This is a genomic window from Pseudoalteromonas sp. CuT4-3, from assembly GCF_035666335.1.
In the GTDB taxonomy this organism is placed as follows: domain Bacteria; phylum Pseudomonadota; class Gammaproteobacteria; order Enterobacterales; family Alteromonadaceae; genus Pseudoalteromonas; species Pseudoalteromonas atlantica.
Genome location: NZ_CP142030.1, coordinates 3,029,974 through 3,049,638, shown reverse-complemented (window position 1 = coordinate 3,049,638; position 19,665 = coordinate 3,029,974). Strand labels below are relative to the sequence as shown.

Here is a 19,665-nt window from a genome sequence, read left to right as displayed (position 1 = left end):
CCCGGAGATAGCATGACTAGCTATAAAGTTTTAGACGTAAACGATGACTTACCTATTCGCACTAAAGGTGCCGTACACAGCGGTAAAGTTCGTTCGGTTTATTGGCTAACAGATGAAGACAGCGCACGCCTCATTAAAGAAAAAAACTATAAAGTTCCGCAAGGAACTGAGCTGGCAATTATGGTTATTTCAGACCGTATTTCTGCTTTTGATTGTATTTGGCAAGGCGAAAATGGCTTAAACGGCGTGCCGGGTAAAGGTATTGCGCTTAACTCTGTTGCATCTCATTGGTTTAAGTTATTTGATAAAGCTGGCCTTGCGGGTAACCACATTGTTGATATTCCACATCCTTATGTATGGATTGTGCGCAAAGCAAGCACCGTAAAAGTAGAAGCAATAGCGCGCCAATATATAACCGGCAGCATGTGGCGTGATTACAGTAAAGGGGTTCGCAACTTTTGTGGCATAGATTTACCTGAGGGCTTAAGAGCAAACCAAAAGCTTGAAAACGTACTAATAACCCCTTCTACAAAAGGTATTATCGAAGGCGTGGCTGATATTCCACCTGTTGATGATGTTAATATTACGCGCGCTAATATCACTGATAATTTAGACGTATTTAATTTTAAATCGGCAGAGGATGTGACTAAATACGAAAAGCTATTGGTTGAGGGCTTTAAGCTAATTAGTGAAGAGCTGGCAAAGCTTGATCAAATATTTGTAGATACAAAATTTGAGTTTGGTTATGTAGAGGATTTAGACGGTAACCAACAGCTTATTTATATTGATGAAGTAGGCACCCCAGACTCATCGCGCATATGGGATGGCGCGGCTTACCGCGATGGTAAGATAATCGAAAACTCTAAAGAAGGGTTCCGCCAGTTATTAATTTCTACTGTGCCAGAAAGTGACGTGCTGTTAAATAAAGACCGCATGGATGAGCGTGAGCAGCTTGCTAAAGACTTTATTTTACCAGAATCGGTCATGCTTGAGGTGTCTAACACTTATGTAGGCATTGCCAGTAAAATCATTGGTAAAGAGATTGTAATTCCAGAAGATCCTCGCCAAGAAGTAATTAATATTTTAGATACTGATTACGACCTTATTGTAAAATAGTACAACTAAAGTATTAAAATAAACAAAGCCCAGTCTTTATTTTTAGTTACTGGGCTATATTCCTTGCAATTAGTGCTGGTCTCTAATTAACTTAACCTAAGATTAACTTTTAGGTATTGATATGTTTAGGCAAGTGCAGCAAGTTTTTAATAAAAGAGGTTATTTACTCGCCGCTACTTTATTTTTTAGCCAAGGCGTACTGGGTGAAAATATTGATTTAGTCATTCAAGATCAGCATGGTCAGCCACTAAAAGACGCAATCGTTGAGCTTTATAAGGCGACAAAGTCAGAGCGCACTACGTTACCCGTTGCGGTAATGGACCAAGTACATAAAGCGTTTTTGCCTGATTTACTGGTGGTGCTAAAAGGCCAGCAGGTTAACTTTCCTAACAGCGATAATATTCGCCATCATGTTTACTCTTTTTCTCAGGCTAAGCCCTTTCAGCTAAAACTCTATTCAGGCCAACCTAAAGAGCCTGTAATTTTTGATCAACAAGGTGTTGTTGTACTAGGCTGTAATATTCATGACTCTATGGTTGGCTATATTTATGTAGCCAATAGTGAACACGTTTATAAAACTAATAATACGGGTAAGTTAACCTTAGACATAACGCCGTTACCGACTACGCTGAGTGTGTGGCATGCGCTACAAACTGCACCGTTGGAAAATAAAAAAATGATAACAATAAACAATAACAATGAGTTACTAATTAAGGTTAATACCTCCACCCCAGCACCGCGAAATACTTTTGGTAGTAAGTTTAAGGGCGGTAATGACTAACAGTTTAAAAAACCGCATTATTGTTTTATGTGTAGGCTTAGTGTTACTGACCACTATGGTGAGCATTGTTAGCTTTTGGTGGTCTACAAGTAAATTTCAAGAAGAAAAAGTAAATCAAGATATTAGCGTAGCGCAAAATGTATATAAGCAATATCTGAGCGCAAAAGAAAGCCTACTGCTTACTGCTGCTAAAGTACTCACTGCCGACTTTGGCTTTAAGCAAGCGGTTGCCACTCGCGATGCAGGCACCATAAGTAGTGTGTTGTTTAATCACAGCCAGCGTATTGATGCAGAGCTTATGCTACTGATTGATTTATCAGGTAAATTAATTTCAGCCAATACTAATGCAGATTTGTACCCTCAAAATTTAAAGCCGCTACTGGATGAGTTATTAACTTCGCCAGAGCAATCGAGCTTTGTTGTTCTTAATAATCAGCTATATCAAGTTATTTTACTACCTGTAAGGGCGCCTAGAACCGTTGCATACAGCTTAGTGGGTTTCAAAATTGATGACGAAGTCGCCCTAGAACTTAAAAACCTAACAGGAATGGATGTCAGCTTTATTGCTGAGCAGGACAACCTCGTAAGAAGCTCGTTGCTTAATCGCCCAGAGTTTTTTTCACCTAAAAACTACTTTAACACCACCACAACAACGCGTTTGTTTGGTGATTATCCTGTATATAAAAACCAAGATATTATGTTGCCCTCCCTACAAGGGGATGCGGTAACAATTTTGCTCAGTGCTGATTTAACACAAAGCTATAACGATTTTGAAAACTTATTGTTTACGCTAATTATTATGGCCATTTTAACTATGCTGGTGGGGGTTATTACCAGTAGTTTACTGGCAAATAACTTAACAACCCCACTCTCACAGCTTGCAGTTATTGCTAGGCAGTTTGCACAAGGTAATTACGCGTTTGAATTTAATGCATCTAAACAAAGTACTGAAATAGCAACCCTTGCTAACGCGTTTGATAACATGGGTAACGATATTAACGAGCGTGAACAAAAAATTAGTTTTCAGGCACGCCATGACTCGCTTACAGGCTTTTATAACCGCTCGGCTATGCTTGAAGTACTCGATGATGAGCTGACTCCCTCTACACAATACACCCTAGTTGCTATTGATATAAAAGGTTTACGGCATATAAACGATAAGCTTGGTCCACGCGTAGGCGATGAATGTTTAAAAGCGGTTGCCAATCGAATTAGTGGCTTTTCAGACGAGCTTGGCGGCTTTCATGCGCGTATTGGTGGCGATGAGTTTTTAACTGTGTTTCCAAGTGCCGCTGCCAGAGAGAGAGAAAGCGGTATTGTTGGTTTAATGGCACAGCTATTAGCGTGTTATACCATTAAAACGTTAAAAATTAACTTACGCTTTAGCGCTGGGGTTGTCGAGTATCCTATGCAAGGCCTTGCCAGCGATGATTTAATGCGACGCGTACTTATTGCCGTAGACAATGCAACAGATAGCCAAGACAGTATTCATTATTACCAAAATGGTGAAGACGAAGCGCATTTAGATCGTCTTAAAATGTTAGATGAGCTTAAACAAGCCATTAGCGATGATGATGGGCAATTATTTATGACCTATCAGCCTAAACTGCATTTACACACGCAAAAAATAAATAAAGTCGAATCACTGATCCGCTGGCAACGTAAAGATGGCAGCTGGGTAAACCCAGAACTGTTTATTGATTTAGCCGAGCAATCGGGACTTATTGTTGAGCTTACATCATGGGTTGTTAACACGGTGGTTTCTCAGGTGGCTGATTGGCAGGCTAAAGGGATTGAAATGCAGGCAGCAATTAATGTATCAGCACAAGATATTGCCTCACCGAGTTTTCATTCAGCGTTAGTGCGTACTCTAAAAAAATACAATGTTGATCCAACCCTCATTACTGTTGAATTAACTGAGCGCGACATGATTGAAAATGAAGAAAAAGGCATAAAAGCATTACAAAACTTAAAAGCCATTGGTGTAAAAATTTCATTGGATGATTATGGCGTAGGGCAAACATCACTGGGGAGATTAAAAATGCTGCCTATTGATGAGCTAAAGTTAGATAAGTGCTTTATTTTAAAGTTAGATGAGTCGCGCAAGGATCAATACATAGTGCAGTCGTCGATTACCTTAGGGCATCAATTAGGCTTTAGCGTTGTTGCAGAAGGCGTTGAAAACAGGGATTCGTTAGACTTACTTAAACTTATGCATTGTGACCATGCTCAGGGTTACTACCTAAGTAGGCCTTTAAAAGCAGAGTTATTAGAACAGTGGCTAAAGGAATATTATGAAAAAAGTTAAGTGTTTATTACTTGGGTTATTACTTAGCTCGAGTTTTTCTGGTTTAGCAAGCGATGGTAAATTATTAGCGACCCCCGGGGTTTCACAAATAGAAGGCAGCGGGGGCGGCGGTATTGTGCCTTGGGCACAACTTGCAGGTTACGCCAGCGAAGACGAGTTCTCTGTGAATGGCTTTTGTAGCCGTGCAGATGTAACAGACTACACTTTAGATGTATGTGGAGCACAAGTTAACCTATTTAATCGTGTAGAACTTAGCTACGCTCAACAACGTTTTGACGTGCCTGCACTTGATACCGAAATAGAGCAATCTATCACGGGCGCTAAAATTCGTTTATACGGCGACATAGTTTACAGTGACTGGCCGCAATTGAGTGTGGGTATACAGCATAAATCTCTTGATGATGGCGCTGTTGCGACCCTAGTAGGAGCAAAAGATACTAGTGGCACTGATTACTACCTCGCAGCTAGTAAACTCCACTTAGGCGCTGTAGGGGGGCTTAACTGGTTTTGGAACGTCACAACTCGCTACAGTGAGGCTAATCAACTCGGTTTGCTTGGTTATGGTGGGGCAAATGATGATGCAAAAATTTTATTTGAAGGCAGCACCGCTGTGTTTTTGAGCCGAAGTGTTGCCGTAGGTATAGAGTATAGGCAAAAGTCTAATAACCTTAATTTGGGTGAACAAGACTGGAAAGATTTATTTGTTGCTTGGATGCCAAACAAGCACGTGAGTGTCACCGCTGCATACTTAGATTTAGGTAGCATTGCAGGTGCGAGCGATCAAACAGGGTGGTACTTATCGGTAACAGGGTATTGGTAATGAAAAACGTTGTCATTTTATGGTTGTGTTTAAGTGCCCTGGCAGGGTGCGCAAGCTCAACAAATTTATCGCTTTATCAACAGCTTGATGGCCGTGCGGGGCTTACGCGTATTGTAGACAGTTTTATTTACCAAATAGGTAATGATGAACAAGTACTGCATTATTTTGAACACAGCGACATAAGCCACTTTAGAGAAGGCTTTATTATGCATATGTGTATGCTAGTTGATGGCCCATGCAAGTATAAAGGTGACTCTATGGTAGATATTCATACTGGGATGCACATAACTGAGAAAGATTTTAACCATGTGGTGGACTTACTTGTAAATGCGATGGAAGAGCAAAATATTAGCCATAGCATACAAAATGAGATCCTATCTAGGATGGCACCGCTGCGTAGTAAAATAATAAGTATTTAGGTAACATCTGTAAATTATTTACTCGTAGCAGTGAACCTTACTTTTGTAATAGTGTCCACTTAGTATTATTTCCTATAAACAATAATTGGCGCGCATAGCTTGTATGTCTTACCTATTTATATCCCGCAAAAATGTACACGCAAAGTACTATAAAAAAATAATCAAAAAGCTGAGTATGGATTGCCAACTGCATGTGATGGGGGCACCAAAGCTTTCAGCTATACACTATTTAAGTAAAGCGTTTAAAGTTGATTTTAGCGATGTTATTAATGCACAACTAAAACGTAAGCGCGCCCGTAATAACCTTTGGAACAATGCTTTAGTATCGGCGGTTTACAAAGTGGGGCTGCGCTTTTTTGAGCGTTTACGTTACGCAAAATATTTAGCTTTATTAACTGAAGTTAACCCTGATGTAATGGTGATATGGAATGGTAATAAACTGCCTAATACTACCGTTGCTATGGCTGCCAAGGCACTGGGTATTAAGCAATTTTATTATGAAAATGGTTTGCTTCCGGGTACCACCAGTTTAGACCCTCAAGGGATTAACTTTAATGCGTCGCTAAGTCGAGATCCTGATTTTTATTTAAATTTTAATGCAAATAATGCCTTAAACTTTGATGCACCGGCGCTTGTCCCACGAGAAAACCATAAAAAACGATGTGATTTTGCAGCTGAAAATATACCTGAACGCTACATATTTGTGCCTTTTCAAGTGCCTCACGATACGCAATTAGCGAGCTTTTCGCCATGGATTGACTCAATGGAAATGCTATACGATGAAGTTGTTAGCGCAGTGAAAGCATTGAACGACCCTAGTTTAAAGGTCGTTTTTAAAGAACACCCGTCGTGGCACAAGCATTACACCCATTTATACGATAAAGACCCAATTGCACTTTTTGCAAACGGCAATAAAACCTGTGAACTTATTGAATGCGCAGAAGCGGTGATCACTATCAACTCTACGGTCGGTTTAGAAGCACTGTTACTAAATAAGCGCGTAATTACTGTAGGGCAGGCTTGTTATAATATAGAAGGCTTAGTCAAGCATGCTGATACTCGTGAGGGCTTAGCTGCCCAAGTAGCAGATGTAGCTCAAGGATGGCAGTTTAATCCGCAGCTACGCGATAAGTTTTTTTGCTATTTAAAGCATGTGTATAGTGTGCCGGGCGTTTGGAAACACGCCGAAGAAGAGCATATCAAAGCAATTGAGTTACGTTTTAAAGGGGCGGATAAATTTGCACAATACAGCAACAATGTGCCCAACGAACTTATTTAACCGCGTATTGTATATCAACATGTTGTGATTTAGCTGTAAGGACAATTTTTACAGCCATTTTTACAGCATGTTCCTCGCTTTAAAAAAAACCATTTACTAAACACCATGTAGCCGTTTTGCATGGTGTAGTCTAGCCCTTCAATTAAATTGTCAGTACCTCTAAACTTTTTAGCAAACTCAATTTGTGCTTTGATTGGCTGAGTATAAATATGCGCTAAATAAGCGTTTATTTTATTAAGCGTACATTGCGGGCATAAACAGCTTGTTGCTGACTCTTCAAGCGGTAAAATAGCAGGTAATTGGTTACACCAGCATGCGTTTATATCGTTTACATTACAAATAAGCGCAGTGTGGCATTGTGAGCAGTTTAATCTCGTCATTTTAAGTCTTATCAGCAGTAGAGCAGCAAGAATAACAAATATTATGAATATACAAAAAGCATTGGCCGAATTTATTACCTTTGGTGAGCAAAGAGATGATGCTATTAGCGTGATTATTTCTACCCCAGCAGAGGAAAGTGCTCCCGGTTATACACTCACAAAGCCGGTATTGATTGACGTGTTAACACGTTGTGTAAACCACGAAATAGAAATAGATGATTTAGAGCTATGGGCAAATGTGGTTGAATCGCGAGATGATATAAATTGCGCCGAACACGAAGGGGTTATTTTTGCGCTCAGTAATAGTGAGCAAATGGGAGAGCTTGATAGCCAAAAGCTTGAACAATTACTGGCATTATTGAAGGACTAGATATTTAGGCTGACTCTTATTTTAGATGCCAACTTACTGCGGTTATATGTAACGAATAAATAAAAAAGCCGTATTTAAATTAAATGCGGCTTAGTATTTTTTTACAACAGACAACTTATTTACTTATGATATCCCAAGCACGTTTCTACTTCGTTTTTAGAGCCTAATATTACCGCCACACGCTGGTGGATTGCATCGGGTTGAATATCCATAATACGCTCAGTACCCGTAGAGGCGATACCACCTGCTTGCTCAACTAGCATAGCCATGGGGTTGGCTTCGTACAGTAAACGTAGCTTATTAGGTTTATTTGCATCTTTGGTGTCGGTTGGGTAGGTAAATAAACCACCACGGCTAAGTACACGGTGCACATCGCCAACCATAGCGGCAATCCAGCGCATGTTAAAGTTTTTAGCACGTGGGCCGGTATCGCCAGCGAGTAAGTCATTAATATAGTTTTGCATTGCTGGCTGCCAATGACGCTGGTTTGACGCATTAATGGCAAATTCGTTTGTATCAGCAGGGATAGTGGCAAAGTCTTGTGTTAGTAAAAAGCTACCTTGGGTTTTATCTAGCGTAAACATGCGTGTGCCTTTACCTGTAGTAAGTGCAAGCATAGTTGATGGGCCGTAAAGCACGTAACCTGCAGCAACTTGTTTGTGGCCTGGCTGCATAAATATACTTTGATCGGCGGCATCTGAGCCTTCTGGGGCTTCCATAATTGAAAATATAGTACCCACTAGCGAGTTAATATCGGTATTTGATGAGCCATCAAGCGGGTCAAACGCCACAATGTATTTAGCGTCTTGGTTGCCAGCTACTGTGTAGTCTTCCTCTTCTGAGGCAATGGCTTTAACTGACCCAGACTCCAGTAAAATATCTTTTAAAAGCTGATTAGATAATACATCGAGCTTTTTTTGGGTTTCACCTTGAATGTTTTCATCAAGCGTTGAGCCTAATACGCCAGAAAGCGCACCTTGGCCAACACGAAACGAAATTTCTTTACATGCTGCTAAAATGGTTCTAATTAACGATAAAAGTTCTCTAGGACAACCGTCTTCTAGTAATACTGGTGGGAGTCTACGCATTCTATTTTCCTGATAACGTGTACTAGCTAATCTAAATGTGAGAGAGATTAACTTAGTGCGCTGAATTTCGTCTTAAATACCTGTATTGTTTAAATAGCACTGTAATAATGGTGCCACCTAATCGTACTTAAAACGCCAATAACAAAGATAAGATTATGAAAAAAATACCACTAATAAGTTACATATTCTTTACTGTGCTGTGCTCTATGATAACCCAAGCGCACGCAGCAATTAAGCCTATAGATGAATTTACTGCGCAAATGAATCACTTTCCTGGGTACTTTTCGTTTTATTACGATACTCAAAACGGCAAAGTGTTTTTAAAAGTAGATAAATTAGAGCAGCAATTTTTGCTTCAGCAAAGCTTACCCTATGGAGTTGGCTCTAACGATATAGGCTTAGATAGAGGTCAACTTGGTAACACGCATTTAGTTCAGTTTGAGCGTTTTGGCGATAAAGTAATGTTGCGCGCGCTAAATACATATTATCGCGCTAATACCACTAACAAAGCTGAGCAGCAAAGTATTAAAGAGGCCTTTGCATCCAGTATTTTAGCGGGCTTTAAAGTGGTAGCGCAAAGCGAAAAAACGCTCCTGATTGATTACACACCTTATTTACTAAGTGATGTACACGGGGTAAGCCGTACGCTTGCAGCGCGCAAGCAAGGCAGCTTTAGCCTTGATGAATCACGCAACGCTGTGTATATGAATCGCTCAAAAGCATTTGTAAAAAATACCGAGCTTGAAGCAGTATTAACGTTTAAGGGCACTAAACCAGGTAAATTTGTGCGCCAAGTAAGCGCCGATGCATACGCACTTACTGTACATATGCACCACTCACTTATTAAATTACCTGATGATAAATACACGCCACGTAAATTTGACCCGCAATCAGGGTATTGGAGCATTGAGCATAAAGACTATGCAGCCCCCCTTGGTGAATCTATGTTTGTGCGCTATATACCGCGTCATCGCTTAGCTAAAAAAGATCCAAGTTTACCGATTAGTGAACCCGTAGAGCCCATTACTTATTACCTAGACCCTGGCGTGCCTGAGCCGGTTAAAAGCGCGTTACTTGAAGGCGGTAAGTGGTGGAATGATGCCTTTAGCGCAGCAGGCTATAAAAACGCATTTATAGTCAAAGTACTGCCGAGCAATGCTGATCCTATGGATATTCGCTATAACGTTATTCAGTGGGTGCATCGTGCTACACGTGGATGGTCTTACGGAAGCTCTGTTATAGACCCTCGTACCGGCGAAATACTCAAAGGGCATGTAACACTTGGCTCATTGCGTGTACGCCAAGATATTTTAATTGCAGAAGCCCTTGGTGCGCCTTATTTAAAAGGTAACGAGCCGGCTAAGAACTTACAGGCAATGGCACTTGATAGGATTCGCCAGTTAAGTGCACACGAAATTGGCCATACGCTGGGCATTGCACATAACTTTGCAGCCTCGGTGGGGGATAGAGCGTCAGTTATGGATTACCCGCACCCACTACTTAGCTTTAACGAGCAAGGCGAGCTTGATGTAACCCGCGGCTATGCAAGCGGTATGGGAGTATGGGATACCCAAGTTATTAAATATGGTTACAGCGACTTCACTAATCAAGATGAAAGTGCTGAGCTTGCAACAATATTAAAAGAGAACAAAACGAAGGGCCTTGAGTTTATATCTGATAGCGACGCACGCGCAAAGGGCGGGGCACACCCTACAGCGCACTTATGGGATAACGGTACTAACCCAGCGCAAGAGTTACTTAGAGTGCTTGATGTACGTAAAAAAGCGCTTTCGCAATTTGGTATTAACAACATTAAAATGGGCGATGCACTCTCGCAGTTAGAAGAAAAACTCGTGCCGCTTTATTTATTTCATCGCTATCAAGTAGAGGCTGCAGTTAAGCTAATTGCGGGGGTTAACTACGAATACGAAACACGTAACGACTCACCTGCTAAGGGCGCACAAGTGGTTGCAAAAGCGCAGCAGCAAGCGGCGCTTAGTGCTATTTTAACAACATTAAAACCGGCTAATTTAATTTTGCCTGAGTCGGTGTTAGCGCTTATTCCGCCAAAAGCATATGGCGAGTCTAAATCGCGTGAAAGCATAACAGGGCGTACGGGTATAACACTTGATGCGATGGCCTTGCCAGAAGTAGCTGCGCAGTATAGTTTATCGTTATTATTAAACCCACAGCGTTTAAATCGTTTAGCTCAACAACAAGTACGTAATTATAATTTTTACAGCTTAGATGAGTTGTTAGAGCAGCTTTACAGCCAAGTGTTTAATGTGTCATCACCTAATACAATGAAAGGCAAAATCACCCAGCGGGTGCAGTTTTTAACTGCAAAAAATATGGCTGATTTAGTCACTAGTGACAAGGTAAGCCCAGAGGTGCAGGCGCAGCTACGTTTCTACTTGGTAAAATTAAGTAAAGAGTACAATCAAAACTCAATGTTAAGTAATACCAGTGTAGGAGAAAGCGCGTTTAAACAGTATTTAGCAGAGCAAATAAAACAGTTTTTAAAAGTAGGTAAGTGGCCTGAAAACTTCAGTGGTTTACCAATGCCACCGGGCTCACCAATTTAATTATATGTTTTAGTGTGTAGTGGCTACTTAACCTGAGCTCAGGTTGCTAAATAAGTAGCCACGTTGCGGTGCCTAAAAAGGCAAAAATACCGACAATATCAGTTACTGTTGTAAGTACAACACTACCGGCAAGTGCAGGGTCTATATTCATTTTTTTCAATAAAATAGGAATACATGCGCCAGCAACACCAGCCACTACGAGGTTCATAAACATCGCAAATGCGAGTACGCCGCCAAGCATAAAATCCCATTGCCAAAGCGCAATTACACTGGCTATAAGTATTGACCAAATAACCCCGTTTAATGCGCCTATCGCCAGCTCTTTAGCCATTAAAAATCGTTGGTTAGTTTGGTTAATATGGCCCACGGCAATACCGCGAATAACCAGAGTTAAAGATTGGCTACCTGCTACACCACCCATTGAGGGTACAATGCCATTGAGTACAGCTAAAATAGGTAATATATCTAAGGTGCTTTCAAAAAAGCTGGCCACAAAGGCGGCAGCTAAGGCTGTGAGTAAGTTAACGCCAAGCCATACTGAGCGTTTTTTTGAGCTTTTTAAAACAGGTGCAAAGGTGTCTTCTTCATCATCAAGACCGGCAAGGCTTAATAAGCTGTGCTCTGCATCTTCACGAATAACATCAACAATATCATCAATGGTGACACGTCCAAGCAGGTGGGCGTTATCATCGACTACAGGGGCCGATATCCAGTTGTGGCGCTCAAATAGCTGAGCAACTTCACTTTCATCCATCGAAATAGGGATAGACTCACAGTCTTCATCCATTAAATCTTGAACAATTTTTTCAGGCGGATTAGTTAACAGTGTACTAAGTGATAATGCACCTAAAAAACAGTTATGTTTATCAACAACGTATAAATCATCGGTGCCCTCTGGCAGCTCACCGCGTAGCCTAATATAACGCAGCACAACATCAAGTGTAACGTCTGGGCGAATGGTCACCGTATCGGTGTTCATTAGCGCGCCTGCAGAGCGCTCTTGGTAAGATAAAGCCTGTGTAGCGCGTTCGCGGTCTTGCGTATCCATAGCGCTAACCACATCTTTGTACACGGTGTCAGGTAGGCTACGCAGGACTTCACCTAAATCATCGTGGCCCATATCCTCAGTGGCCGCGGCAATATGCTCAGGTTCCATTTGTGCAATTATGCCTAAACGTACATCTTCAGAGAGCTCTTCTAGCACATCCCCTTGCACATCTGGGTCAACCAGTTGCCAAAGCATGCGTCTAATTTTATGCGGAGAGGATTCAAGCAGCAGTGCTGTATCACAAGGTGCTGTTTTTGCTAGCATGCGTCTTACTTGAACAAATTGCCCACTATTAAGTGATTTAGTCACTTGTTTTAGTTGCTGTAGTGGATAGTCTTGTTCAAACGCTTCTGGCATTGGCATCCTAAATATTTTTGTGTAATGGAAAGGTGTTTAGTAAGCGGAGTTGCCCACTGTCATTTTCTTTATTTTTTGTGCTAAACCCAATGCTGGGACTAAATTAGTGTTTAAAATTAAGCAACCAAATTTAGCAGGGCATGGCTTTATTACCCTAAATTAAAGCACTAAATTAGGCGAGTCGGAATACCCTAATTTACTAAATCTTTATAGTCTGGCCTGATAAGTCTTTAACTTATAAGGCTATGGTGCTTTAAATTATTCTTGTTCGTTAAATCGTTGTGCAATTAATTGCCCAACCGCATGCAAAGCTTGCTCTGAATCAGGGCCTTCACAGACTACTTTAACTTCTTTACCTTTACTGCTTTCAAGTAGCATTAAAGCTAATACGCTGTCGCCTGCGGCTTCTTTATCATCTTGGTGTAAGGTGATTTTAGCATCAAACTGCACAGCTAATTGCGCAAGGACCGTTGCCGCTCTGGCGTGTAAGCCTAATTTATTTTTTATTAAAAATGTGTCTTCACAGCGCATAAATTACTATACCTAAACTGAACAGGTTATTATTTTAAGGTTACTTTTCTTGCTCACGATGACGAATTTTTACATTCGGATGCGTCATAGCAAAGCTCTCACCAATGGCTTGCGCTAAATAAACCGAGCGGTGTTGACCACCAGTACAGCCAATTGCAATAGTGAGGTAACTACGGTTATTGCGCTCTAAGTGTGGCAACCAAGTTTGTACAAAGGTTTGAATTTGCCAAGTGAATTTTTGCACTATGCTGTGATTTGCCAAAAAATCTTTTACTGGTTGATCAAGGCCCGTAAGCGGTTTGAGTTCAGGCTCCCAGTGGGGGTTTGGCAAAAAGCGAGCATCAAAAACATAATCAGCTTCTTTAGGTATGCCGTGTTTAAAGCCAAACGATTCAAACGTTACAATAAGTTGCTTATCTTTTTTACCCAGTATTTTTTCGCGAATTGACTCTGCTAATTGGTGCACACTTAAATCGGTGGTATCAAGCATAAAGTCAGCGCGCGTTACGAGTACATCAAGCAGTTCTTTTTCTTTTTTTATTGCTAAATCAAGCGGCAGCGAATCGATGGATAAAGGGTGTAACCTGCGTGTTTCTGAAAAACGTTTGATCAGTGTTTGATCATCACTATCTAAATAAAACAGTGTGGGTTTAGCAAAGTCAGGAAGGTACTCGAGAATATCGTTAAATTCGTCTTGTTCTTTGGGGATATTACGAACATCTATACTAACGGCTATTTTGTCATAGTTATCTGAAACACTTCGCACTAAAGAGGGCAGTAAGTTGACCGGAATATTATCTACGCAATAATAGCCTAAATCTTCAACCACGCGTAAAGCAACCGACTTACCTGAACCAGAACGGCCGCTTATGATAATTAACTCCATTTATAGCCCTTAGTATTTACTACGATTGATCAACAATTACTTGATACAGCTCTGCATCGGTTTTAGCACTACGCAGCTGTTTACAAAATTCTTTGTTGCTCAGTTTATCAGCTATGGTTGCCAGAGTCTTTAGGTGCTGTTGGTTATCGCCATCTGGTACGATGAGTGCAACAAAAATATCAACAGGGCAGTTATCAATAGCGTCAAAGTTAACAGGCGTGTCGCTAACAAGTACTAAAGCCAGCGGCTCTTCTACGCCACCCATTCTGCCATGAGGGATGGCGATACCCCGGCCAATACCAGTACTGCCTAGCTTTTCTCTACTTGCCAGCGCATTAAGAATATCTTGTTGTGGTAAGTAGGGGAGCTTTTCATGAGCAAGCTCACTGATAAACTCTAAAATTCTTTTTTTACTACTAAAAAGGACCGCAGCTTTGCTGCAGTCCTGGCATACTAATGTACTTAATTTCATAATATTAGTGTCTAGCAAGCTTCTCTTTATGTTTTATGACTTGACGATCGAGCTTGTCAATCAACGAGTCTATAGCGGCATACATATCTTGGTGCTCTGTTGAGGCAAATAAATCTGCGCCACTTACATGAATAGTCGCTTCTGCTTTTTGGTTGAGTTTTTCTACATCGAGAATGACATGCACATTGCTAATATGATCTGAGTGCCTTTCTAGCTTTGCAAATTTATTATTTACATAGTCTCTAAGTGAATCAGTTACTTCTACGTGACGACCAGTTAGGTTTAGTTGCATAAGCATTTCCTCTTTGTTTTTTACGTCTTATATCAAACTCTTTCTCTGATTTGACGGTGGAATAGCTAGCGATTCACGGTATTTTGCTATTGTGCGTCTAGCTACTTTAATTCCTTGCTCTGCCAATATATCCGCAATTTTACTATCACTCAATGGTTTAGCTGAGTTTTCCGCGGCAATTAGCTTTTTAATTAGGGCACGTATTGCGGTTGATGAACACTCGCCGCCGTTTTCAGTGCTTACGTGGCTTGAGAAAAAATACTTAAGCTCAAAAATACCACGTGGCGTATGCATATATTTTTGCGTAGTAACACGCGAAATTGTCGATTCATGCATTTCTACCATTTCAGCAACATCGTTTAAAACCATTGGCTTCATGGCTTCTGGGCCATGTTCAAAAAATGCCTGTTGCTGTTTTACAATACAGTTTGTTACTTTGAGCAGCGTGTCGTTTCTGCTTTCAAGGCTTTTTATAAACCATTTAGCTTCTTGTAAGTGAGAACGAATAAATTGGCTATCACCACTTGATTTAACGGTACGTGACATAGCCGCGTACTGACTATTTACGCGTATTTTTGGCATGCTATCTGGGTTTAGCTCTACCACCCAGCGGCCTTTTATTTTTTTAACCGACACATCTGGTATTACATACTCCGACTCTTCCCTTACTATTGTATCTGCAGGTTTTGGGTTGAGGGTATGTATTAGGGTCATGACCTCTTTAAGCTCGTCTTCTTTAAGCTTAGTCTTTTTCATTAATGTACGATAGTCGCGTGCCGCTAATAGATCAATGTGATCGGTTAAGATCATTTTAGTTTGTTCTATAAAAGGGGTGTCTTTATCAAACTGGTTTAGCTGAATGCACAAGCACTCTTGTAAACTGCGCGCGGCTATACCTACAGGGTCAAATAACTGAATACGCTTTAAAACGGCTTCTATTTCATCAAGTTCAACTTCAACTTCGTCATCGTTTTCTTGGTTAAAGCTCTCTAAAATCTCTTCACAACTTAGCGTTAAAATACCCGAGTCATCTACAGCTTCTACAATGGCAATAGCAATGGCTTCATCAGTTGGGCTAAAAGGAGTAAGCTGAAGCTGCCACATTAAATACTCATGTAGCGTTTCAGTAGAGGCACCTTGATAAATAGACTCATCTTCCGGCATTGGGCCTGAGGATGCCGCAGGGGCTGCGCTCATGTACTCATCCCAAGTTACATCCATTGCCATATCATCGCTAACGGTGTCTTTATTTAAAGCTTCGCCACTGTCTTGCTCGTACTCGCTGGTTGTATCGTCAGCCGATGCGCTTACGGTTACATCATCCGTATCTGCTTTTTGTTCATTTTTTCCAGCCGACTCTTCCGTGTAATCTTGCTCTTCTACTTCTAATAGCGGGTTGCTATCAAGTGCTTCTTGTATTTCTTGCTGGAGATCCAATGTACTGAGCTGCAGCAAGCGAATCGCTTGTTGCAATTGTGGAGTCATTGTAAGTTGCTGGCCCATGCGCAGCTGTAATGATTGCCTCATGTATCTCTAACAATCCTTTTATGTTGTTATAATTAATATTAGCAGATGCTTGTAGGTATGGCTTAAATGTTACAGCCTAAATTGCTCGCCTAAATAAACATCGCGTACAGTTTTGTCATTTAATACGTGTTCTGGGGTGCCAGATGCAATTAGCTCCCCATGAGAAACAATGTAGGCTTTTTCACAAACATCAAGGGTTTCTCTTACATTGTGATCGGTAATTAATACGCCAATGCCACGGTTTTTAAGATGTTCTATTATTTTCTTTATATCTAACACTGAAATCGGATCAACACCAGCAAAAGGCTCATCCAATAAAATAAATTTAGGGTTTGCTGCCAGTGCTCTGGCAATTTCTACACGGCGGCGTTCACCACCAGAAAGCGCCATACCTTGGCTATCGCGAATATGCTGAATACTAAATTCATCAAGTAAGTTGTTAAGCGTTTCTTCTCGCGCGGCTTTATTGAGCTCTTTACGCGTTTCTAAAATAGCCATTAAGTTTTGATAAACTGTCAGCTTTCTAAATATTGATGACTCTTGCGGCAAATAGCCAATGCCTAAGCGGGCGCGGCTGTGCATAGGTAATAACGTAATGTCGTTATCATCAATAGAAATTTTACCTTTGTCGCTAGGTACTAACCCTACAATCATGTAAAAGGTGGTGGTTTTACCTGCGCCATTAGGGCCCAATAAGCCAACAATGCTGCCGGCTTCTACCTCAAGGCCTACATTTTTTACAACTTGGCGGCCTTTATAGCTTTTTGCTAATAGTTCTGCTTTTAAGGTGCTCATGGTTGACCTTCGTTACCTGTTTTTTCTTTAATTTTTGCTTCAACAGGCACTAAAATTGTGTGGACACGATCCGTAGAGTTTTCGTCTTTTTCTGCGCTAATAAGCTGCTGCTGCATATCGTAGGTAATACTTTTAGCATTAATTTTTTGACCGGCTTGTGCGACTTCAGCATCGCCAACAAGCGTTAAAAAGCGCTTTGCTACGTCGTAACGTACTTCGTTTGCACTGGCGCTCATTACGGTACCATCGTCTTGTTTTTCTTCGAAGTAGGCTGGGCTGCCAGTGGCAATAAGGAGTTGTTTGTTATCCCCTAAGTCTTCACGTTTATGTACTTCAAGTCGGTCGGCTGTAATTTTGCGATTACCATGCACAATTTCGACGTTCTTTTCAAAAATACCTACGTTTTCTTTAAGTTGGCCTTCTTGACGGTCTGCACTAATAGAAATTTGATTTGCTGGCGGTTGAGCAGCAGGCTCAGCAGCAGAGGCGCTAAATGCAAGCATTAGCGATGGGATAATAAGTATTTTAGTGAGTTTATTGGTCATAATATATTGTTCGCGTATGGTTAATTAGTTTTATTACTTCGGTTTTTAAATCGGCTTCAAGGCCTTTACCGACAATTTTTAAATTAGGCCCAGTAACAACCACTGGCTGCTCAGAGCGCATTGTTAGCGCTTTAATGTCGACTTCGATGTTATCGGCATTGATGTTATCTATCATGGCGTTATCAACTAAATTTTTAGCAACCACATTGCCTTCTAAAATAAGTTGTTTATCTTCGTAAAGCGTTGCTTCGTCTGCATTTATTCGCCATGTTTGCTTTTCGTTATACAAGGTGAAAATAGGTTTTTCAAAAAATGTAAAACCAAGCTGTTGGTACAGCTCCATTTTAGCCGCAGTGACTTTATGGCTTATTTTGCCTTGCTCGTCATAGGCTGTTTGCTTAAGCTCTATAGCGGTGTAATCGGGCTTTGCAATTACTTCAGGTTCTTGCTCTGGCGCTACATTGGTTTGGGTAAAATAAGGGTACCAAAGCCAAACCATACAGCCGATGAATAACGCACTGAGTATAACGCGTGCTGCATTCATGAACTGGTGCCTTGTGTTGTAAGCGCTATGCCGTTCTCTAGCATAAGTAAATCTGTGAGCTCTCTAACGGCGCCAAAGCCACCAGGCATTTGCGTAGTGTAATGCGATAAGCGCTTAATAAGCGGGTGCGCATCGTTTACTGCAACGGCAAAGCCAACGCGCTCCATTACTGGCATGTCAGGACCATCGTCGCCAATATAGGCTATTTGTTCATCAGTTAACTTTAAAGTGTTTTTGAGTTCTTGATAAGCAATAAGTTTGTCTTCTTGGCCTTGATAAATGTGCTGCACGGTTAAGCTGCTCATGCGAGTTTGCACTATTTCTGAGTGACGCCCCGTAATAACCGCAACTTCAAAACCGCTATTGATCAGTGCTTTAATGCCAAAACCATCTTTTGTATTAAATGCTTTTAATTCTTCGCCTTGGTTACCGAGGTAAATTCGGCCATCAGAAAATACACCATCAATGTCGCATATGAGTAGTTTTACTTTTTTGGCGCGTGCTTTGGCATCATCGCTTAGCGGTTGATAGAGATCTTCAAATTGCATTTATAATACTCCTGCTTTTAAGAGGTCTTGCATATTTAAGGCGCCTATTGGCTGGTTTTTATCATTGACCACAATTAAACCATTAATACGTTTATTTTCCATTATGTTTAGGGCCTCAGCTGCAAGTATATCGGCCGTGGCAGTTGTGCATGATTTGGTCATAACTTGGCTAATAGCGGTGCTATGTATATCAACTCTTTGCTCTAAAATACGGCGTAAGTCACCGTCGGTAAAAAGGCCGGCAAGCTGTTGATTGTTATCTACAATAGCGGTCATGCCCAGCCCTTTGGCTGACATTTCTATTAACGCGTCTTTAATTGTTTGCGTTACACCTATAATAGGGGTGTTTGTGCCGCTGTGCATTACATCTTTTAAAGTGAGCAACAATCGCTTACCTAAACTGCCGCCAGGGTGAGAGAGTGCAAAGTCATCGGCGGTAAAGCCGCGTGCTTCTAAAAGCGCAACCGCCATTGCATCACCCATTGCTAAAGTAGCAGTGGTGCTTGCTGTAGGCGCTAAACCTAATAAACAGGCTTCTTGTTCTACTTTTATGCATACGTGCACATCGGCAAGGGTTGCCATAGTAGAGAGCGGGTTGCCCGTCATCGATATTATTTTTGCGCCAAGGCGTTTAAGCACCGGAATAATATTAAGTACTTCGCTGGTTTCGCCCGAGTTTGATATAAGCATAACCACGTCATTTTTGGTTATCATGCCTAAATCACCATGGCTTGCTTCGCCTGGGTGAACAAAAAAAGCAGGGCTGCCTGTACTTGCAAGGGTAGCAGCAATTTTATTACCAATATGGCCTGATTTACCCATGCCAATAACAATAATGCGGCCTTGGCAATCAAACATGAGCTGACACGCACTATGAAAGTTTTCGTCAACGTATTGTGTAATATCAGCAAGCGCTTGGCGTTCAATGTTTAATACGCGTAAACCTTGCTCTATAAAATTTAGTTGTGCCATTG

Annotated in this window: 21 protein-coding genes; 8 read left to right on the top strand and 13 right to left on the bottom strand. The window is 41.1% G+C overall.

Features of this window, described 5'->3' with window-relative positions; translation table 11 throughout:
• The first annotated feature begins 12 nt into the window (after positions 1-12).
• The 6 genes from VOI46_RS14105 to VOI46_RS14080 all read left to right on the top strand — a co-directional run bounded on the left by VOI46_RS14105 (position 13) and on the right by VOI46_RS14080 (position 6,723).
• Complete coding sequence (locus VOI46_RS14105; protein WP_004589070.1) at positions 13-1,116, top strand: phosphoribosylaminoimidazolesuccinocarboxamide synthase; 1,104 nt, start codon at positions 13-15, stop codon at positions 1,114-1,116.
• A gap of 121 nt (positions 1,117-1,237) precedes the next feature.
• Positions 1,238-1,897 (top strand): methylamine utilization protein, encoded by a 660-nt coding sequence (locus VOI46_RS14100; RefSeq protein WP_004589071.1) that lies wholly within the window; start codon positions 1,238-1,240, stop codon positions 1,895-1,897.
• Positions 1,890-4,205, top strand: coding sequence for an EAL domain-containing protein (locus VOI46_RS14095; protein ID WP_004589072.1), 2,316 nt, complete (start codon positions 1,890-1,892; stop codon positions 4,203-4,205). Before VOI46_RS14100 ends, VOI46_RS14095 begins: the two co-directional genes overlap by 8 nt.
• Entirely contained in the window at positions 4,192-5,025 is an 834-nt protein-coding gene (locus tag VOI46_RS14090) for a DUF3034 family protein (protein WP_004589073.1), read from the top strand. The genes VOI46_RS14095 and VOI46_RS14090 overlap by 14 nt, the downstream gene beginning before the upstream one ends.
• Entirely contained in the window at positions 5,025-5,444 is a 420-nt protein-coding gene (locus tag VOI46_RS14085; protein ID WP_004589074.1) for a group 1 truncated hemoglobin, read from the top strand. Before VOI46_RS14090 ends, VOI46_RS14085 begins: the two co-directional genes overlap by 1 nt.
• Before the next feature lie 175 nt (positions 5,445-5,619).
• The gene (locus VOI46_RS14080) at positions 5,620-6,723 is read left to right on the top strand and encodes a capsule polysaccharide biosynthesis (protein WP_004589075.1); all 1,104 of its coding nucleotides are present in this window, start codon (positions 5,620-5,622) and stop codon (positions 6,721-6,723) included.
• Between the two features lie 29 nt (positions 6,724-6,752).
• On the opposite strand, the gene VOI46_RS14075 is transcribed toward VOI46_RS14080, so the two are convergent.
• Positions 6,753-7,103: a cysteine-rich CWC family protein gene (locus tag VOI46_RS14075; RefSeq protein WP_004589076.1), complete on the bottom strand. Its 351-nt coding sequence runs from the start codon at positions 7,101-7,103 to the stop codon at positions 6,753-6,755.
• A gap of 43 nt (positions 7,104-7,146) precedes the next feature.
• Here VOI46_RS14075 and VOI46_RS14070 point away from each other — a divergent pair, with 43 nt between their 5' ends.
• The gene (locus VOI46_RS14070; RefSeq protein WP_004589077.1) at positions 7,147-7,473 is read left to right on the top strand and encodes a hypothetical protein; all 327 of its coding nucleotides are present in this window, start codon (positions 7,147-7,149) and stop codon (positions 7,471-7,473) included.
• Between the two features lie 119 nt (positions 7,474-7,592).
• On the opposite strand, the gene VOI46_RS14065 is transcribed toward VOI46_RS14070, so the two are convergent.
• Entirely contained in the window at positions 7,593-8,561 is a 969-nt protein-coding gene (locus VOI46_RS14065; RefSeq protein WP_004589078.1) for a class 1 fructose-bisphosphatase, read from the bottom strand.
• A 155-nt stretch (positions 8,562-8,716) separates the two neighbouring features.
• Here VOI46_RS14065 and VOI46_RS14060 point away from each other — a divergent pair, with 155 nt between their 5' ends.
• Positions 8,717-11,146, top strand: a complete 2,430-nt coding sequence (locus tag VOI46_RS14060; RefSeq protein ID WP_004589079.1) for a zinc-dependent metalloprotease — start codon at positions 8,717-8,719, stop codon at positions 11,144-11,146.
• A gap of 46 nt (positions 11,147-11,192) precedes the next feature.
• Here the strand turns inward: VOI46_RS14060 and mgtE are convergent, their stop codons facing one another.
• The 11 genes from mgtE to VOI46_RS14005 form a co-directional block, all read right to left on the bottom strand.
• A complete protein-coding gene (mgtE, locus tag VOI46_RS14055) occupies positions 11,193-12,551 on the bottom strand; it encodes a magnesium transporter (protein ID WP_004589080.1) in 1,359 nt (452 codons plus the stop codon).
• Between the two features lie 258 nt (positions 12,552-12,809).
• Positions 12,810-13,082: an HPr family phosphocarrier protein gene (locus VOI46_RS14050; RefSeq protein WP_004589081.1), complete on the bottom strand. Its 273-nt coding sequence runs from the start codon at positions 13,080-13,082 to the stop codon at positions 12,810-12,812.
• Positions 13,083-13,122: 40 nt separating this feature from the next.
• On the bottom strand, positions 13,123-13,968 hold the full coding sequence (gene rapZ, locus VOI46_RS14045; protein ID WP_004589082.1) for an RNase adapter RapZ: 846 nt from the start codon (positions 13,966-13,968) through the stop codon (positions 13,123-13,125).
• 19 nt (positions 13,969-13,987) lie between these two features.
• On the bottom strand, positions 13,988-14,440 hold the full coding sequence (locus VOI46_RS14040) for a PTS sugar transporter subunit IIA (RefSeq protein WP_004589083.1): 453 nt from the start codon (positions 14,438-14,440) through the stop codon (positions 13,988-13,990).
• A 4-nt stretch (positions 14,441-14,444) separates the two neighbouring features.
• Positions 14,445-14,732 carry a ribosome hibernation promoting factor gene (gene hpf / locus VOI46_RS14035; protein WP_004589084.1) on the bottom strand — a complete coding sequence of 96 codons (288 nt, stop codon included), beginning with the start codon at positions 14,730-14,732 and terminating at the stop codon, positions 14,445-14,447.
• A 27-nt stretch (positions 14,733-14,759) separates the two neighbouring features.
• Positions 14,760-16,259: an RNA polymerase factor sigma-54 gene (locus VOI46_RS14030; protein ID WP_004589085.1), complete on the bottom strand. Its 1,500-nt coding sequence runs from the start codon at positions 16,257-16,259 to the stop codon at positions 14,760-14,762.
• A 69-nt stretch (positions 16,260-16,328) separates the two neighbouring features.
• Positions 16,329-17,054 (bottom strand): LPS export ABC transporter ATP-binding protein, encoded by a 726-nt coding sequence (gene lptB / locus VOI46_RS14025; RefSeq protein ID WP_004589086.1) that lies wholly within the window; start codon positions 17,052-17,054, stop codon positions 16,329-16,331.
• Positions 17,051-17,599 carry a lipopolysaccharide transport periplasmic protein LptA gene (gene lptA, locus VOI46_RS14020; RefSeq protein WP_004589087.1) on the bottom strand — a complete coding sequence of 183 codons (549 nt, stop codon included), beginning with the start codon at positions 17,597-17,599 and terminating at the stop codon, positions 17,051-17,053. Before lptA ends, lptB begins: the two co-directional genes overlap by 4 nt.
• Positions 17,589-18,143: an LPS export ABC transporter periplasmic protein LptC gene (gene lptC, locus VOI46_RS14015; RefSeq protein WP_004589088.1), complete on the bottom strand. Its 555-nt coding sequence runs from the start codon at positions 18,141-18,143 to the stop codon at positions 17,589-17,591. The genes lptA and lptC overlap by 11 nt, the downstream gene beginning before the upstream one ends.
• Positions 18,140-18,691, bottom strand: coding sequence for a 3-deoxy-manno-octulosonate-8-phosphatase KdsC (gene kdsC, locus VOI46_RS14010; protein WP_004589089.1), 552 nt, complete (start codon positions 18,689-18,691; stop codon positions 18,140-18,142). The genes lptC and kdsC overlap by 4 nt, the downstream gene beginning before the upstream one ends.
• A complete protein-coding gene (locus VOI46_RS14005) occupies positions 18,692-19,663 on the bottom strand; it encodes a KpsF/GutQ family sugar-phosphate isomerase (RefSeq protein ID WP_004589090.1) in 972 nt (323 codons plus the stop codon).
• Positions 19,664-19,665: the final 2 nt, after the last annotated feature.

Bases quoted from the DNA above. Each gene is read 5' to 3' on its own strand.
- VOI46_RS14105 (WP_004589070.1), top strand. From the start codon at position 13: ATGACTAGCTATAAAGTTTTAGACGTAAACGATGACTTACCTATTCGC.
- VOI46_RS14100 (WP_004589071.1), top strand. From the start codon at position 1,238: ATGTTTAGGCAAGTGCAGCAAGTTTTTAATAAAAGAGGTTATTTACTC.
- VOI46_RS14095 (WP_004589072.1), top strand. From the start codon at position 1,890: ATGACTAACAGTTTAAAAAACCGCATTATTGTTTTATGTGTAGGCTTA.
- VOI46_RS14090 (WP_004589073.1), top strand. From the start codon at position 4,192: ATGAAAAAAGTTAAGTGTTTATTACTTGGGTTATTACTTAGCTCGAGT.
- VOI46_RS14085 (WP_004589074.1), top strand. From the start codon at position 5,025: ATGAAAAACGTTGTCATTTTATGGTTGTGTTTAAGTGCCCTGGCAGGG.
- VOI46_RS14080 (WP_004589075.1), top strand. From the start codon at position 5,620: ATGGATTGCCAACTGCATGTGATGGGGGCACCAAAGCTTTCAGCTATA.
- VOI46_RS14075 (WP_004589076.1), bottom strand. From the start codon at position 7,103: ATGACGAGATTAAACTGCTCACAATGCCACACTGCGCTTATTTGTAAT.
- VOI46_RS14070 (WP_004589077.1), top strand. From the start codon at position 7,147: ATGAATATACAAAAAGCATTGGCCGAATTTATTACCTTTGGTGAGCAA.
- VOI46_RS14065 (WP_004589078.1), bottom strand. From the start codon at position 8,561: ATGCGTAGACTCCCACCAGTATTACTAGAAGACGGTTGTCCTAGAGAA.
- VOI46_RS14060 (WP_004589079.1), top strand. From the start codon at position 8,717: ATGAAAAAAATACCACTAATAAGTTACATATTCTTTACTGTGCTGTGC.
- mgtE (WP_004589080.1), bottom strand. From the start codon at position 12,551: ATGCCAGAAGCGTTTGAACAAGACTATCCACTACAGCAACTAAAACAA.
- VOI46_RS14050 (WP_004589081.1), bottom strand. From the start codon at position 13,082: ATGCGCTGTGAAGACACATTTTTAATAAAAAATAAATTAGGCTTACAC.
- rapZ (WP_004589082.1), bottom strand. From the start codon at position 13,968: ATGGAGTTAATTATCATAAGCGGCCGTTCTGGTTCAGGTAAGTCGGTT.
- VOI46_RS14040 (WP_004589083.1), bottom strand. From the start codon at position 14,440: ATGAAATTAAGTACATTAGTATGCCAGGACTGCAGCAAAGCTGCGGTC.
- hpf (WP_004589084.1), bottom strand. From the start codon at position 14,732: ATGCAACTAAACCTAACTGGTCGTCACGTAGAAGTAACTGATTCACTT.
- VOI46_RS14030 (WP_004589085.1), bottom strand. From the start codon at position 16,259: ATGAGGCAATCATTACAGCTGCGCATGGGCCAGCAACTTACAATGACT.
- lptB (WP_004589086.1), bottom strand. From the start codon at position 17,054: ATGAGCACCTTAAAAGCAGAACTATTAGCAAAAAGCTATAAAGGCCGC.
- lptA (WP_004589087.1), bottom strand. From the start codon at position 17,599: ATGACCAATAAACTCACTAAAATACTTATTATCCCATCGCTAATGCTT.
- lptC (WP_004589088.1), bottom strand. From the start codon at position 18,143: ATGAATGCAGCACGCGTTATACTCAGTGCGTTATTCATCGGCTGTATG.
- kdsC (WP_004589089.1), bottom strand. From the start codon at position 18,691: ATGCAATTTGAAGATCTCTATCAACCGCTAAGCGATGATGCCAAAGCA.
- VOI46_RS14005 (WP_004589090.1), bottom strand. From the start codon at position 19,663: ATGGCACAACTAAATTTTATAGAGCAAGGTTTACGCGTATTAAACATT.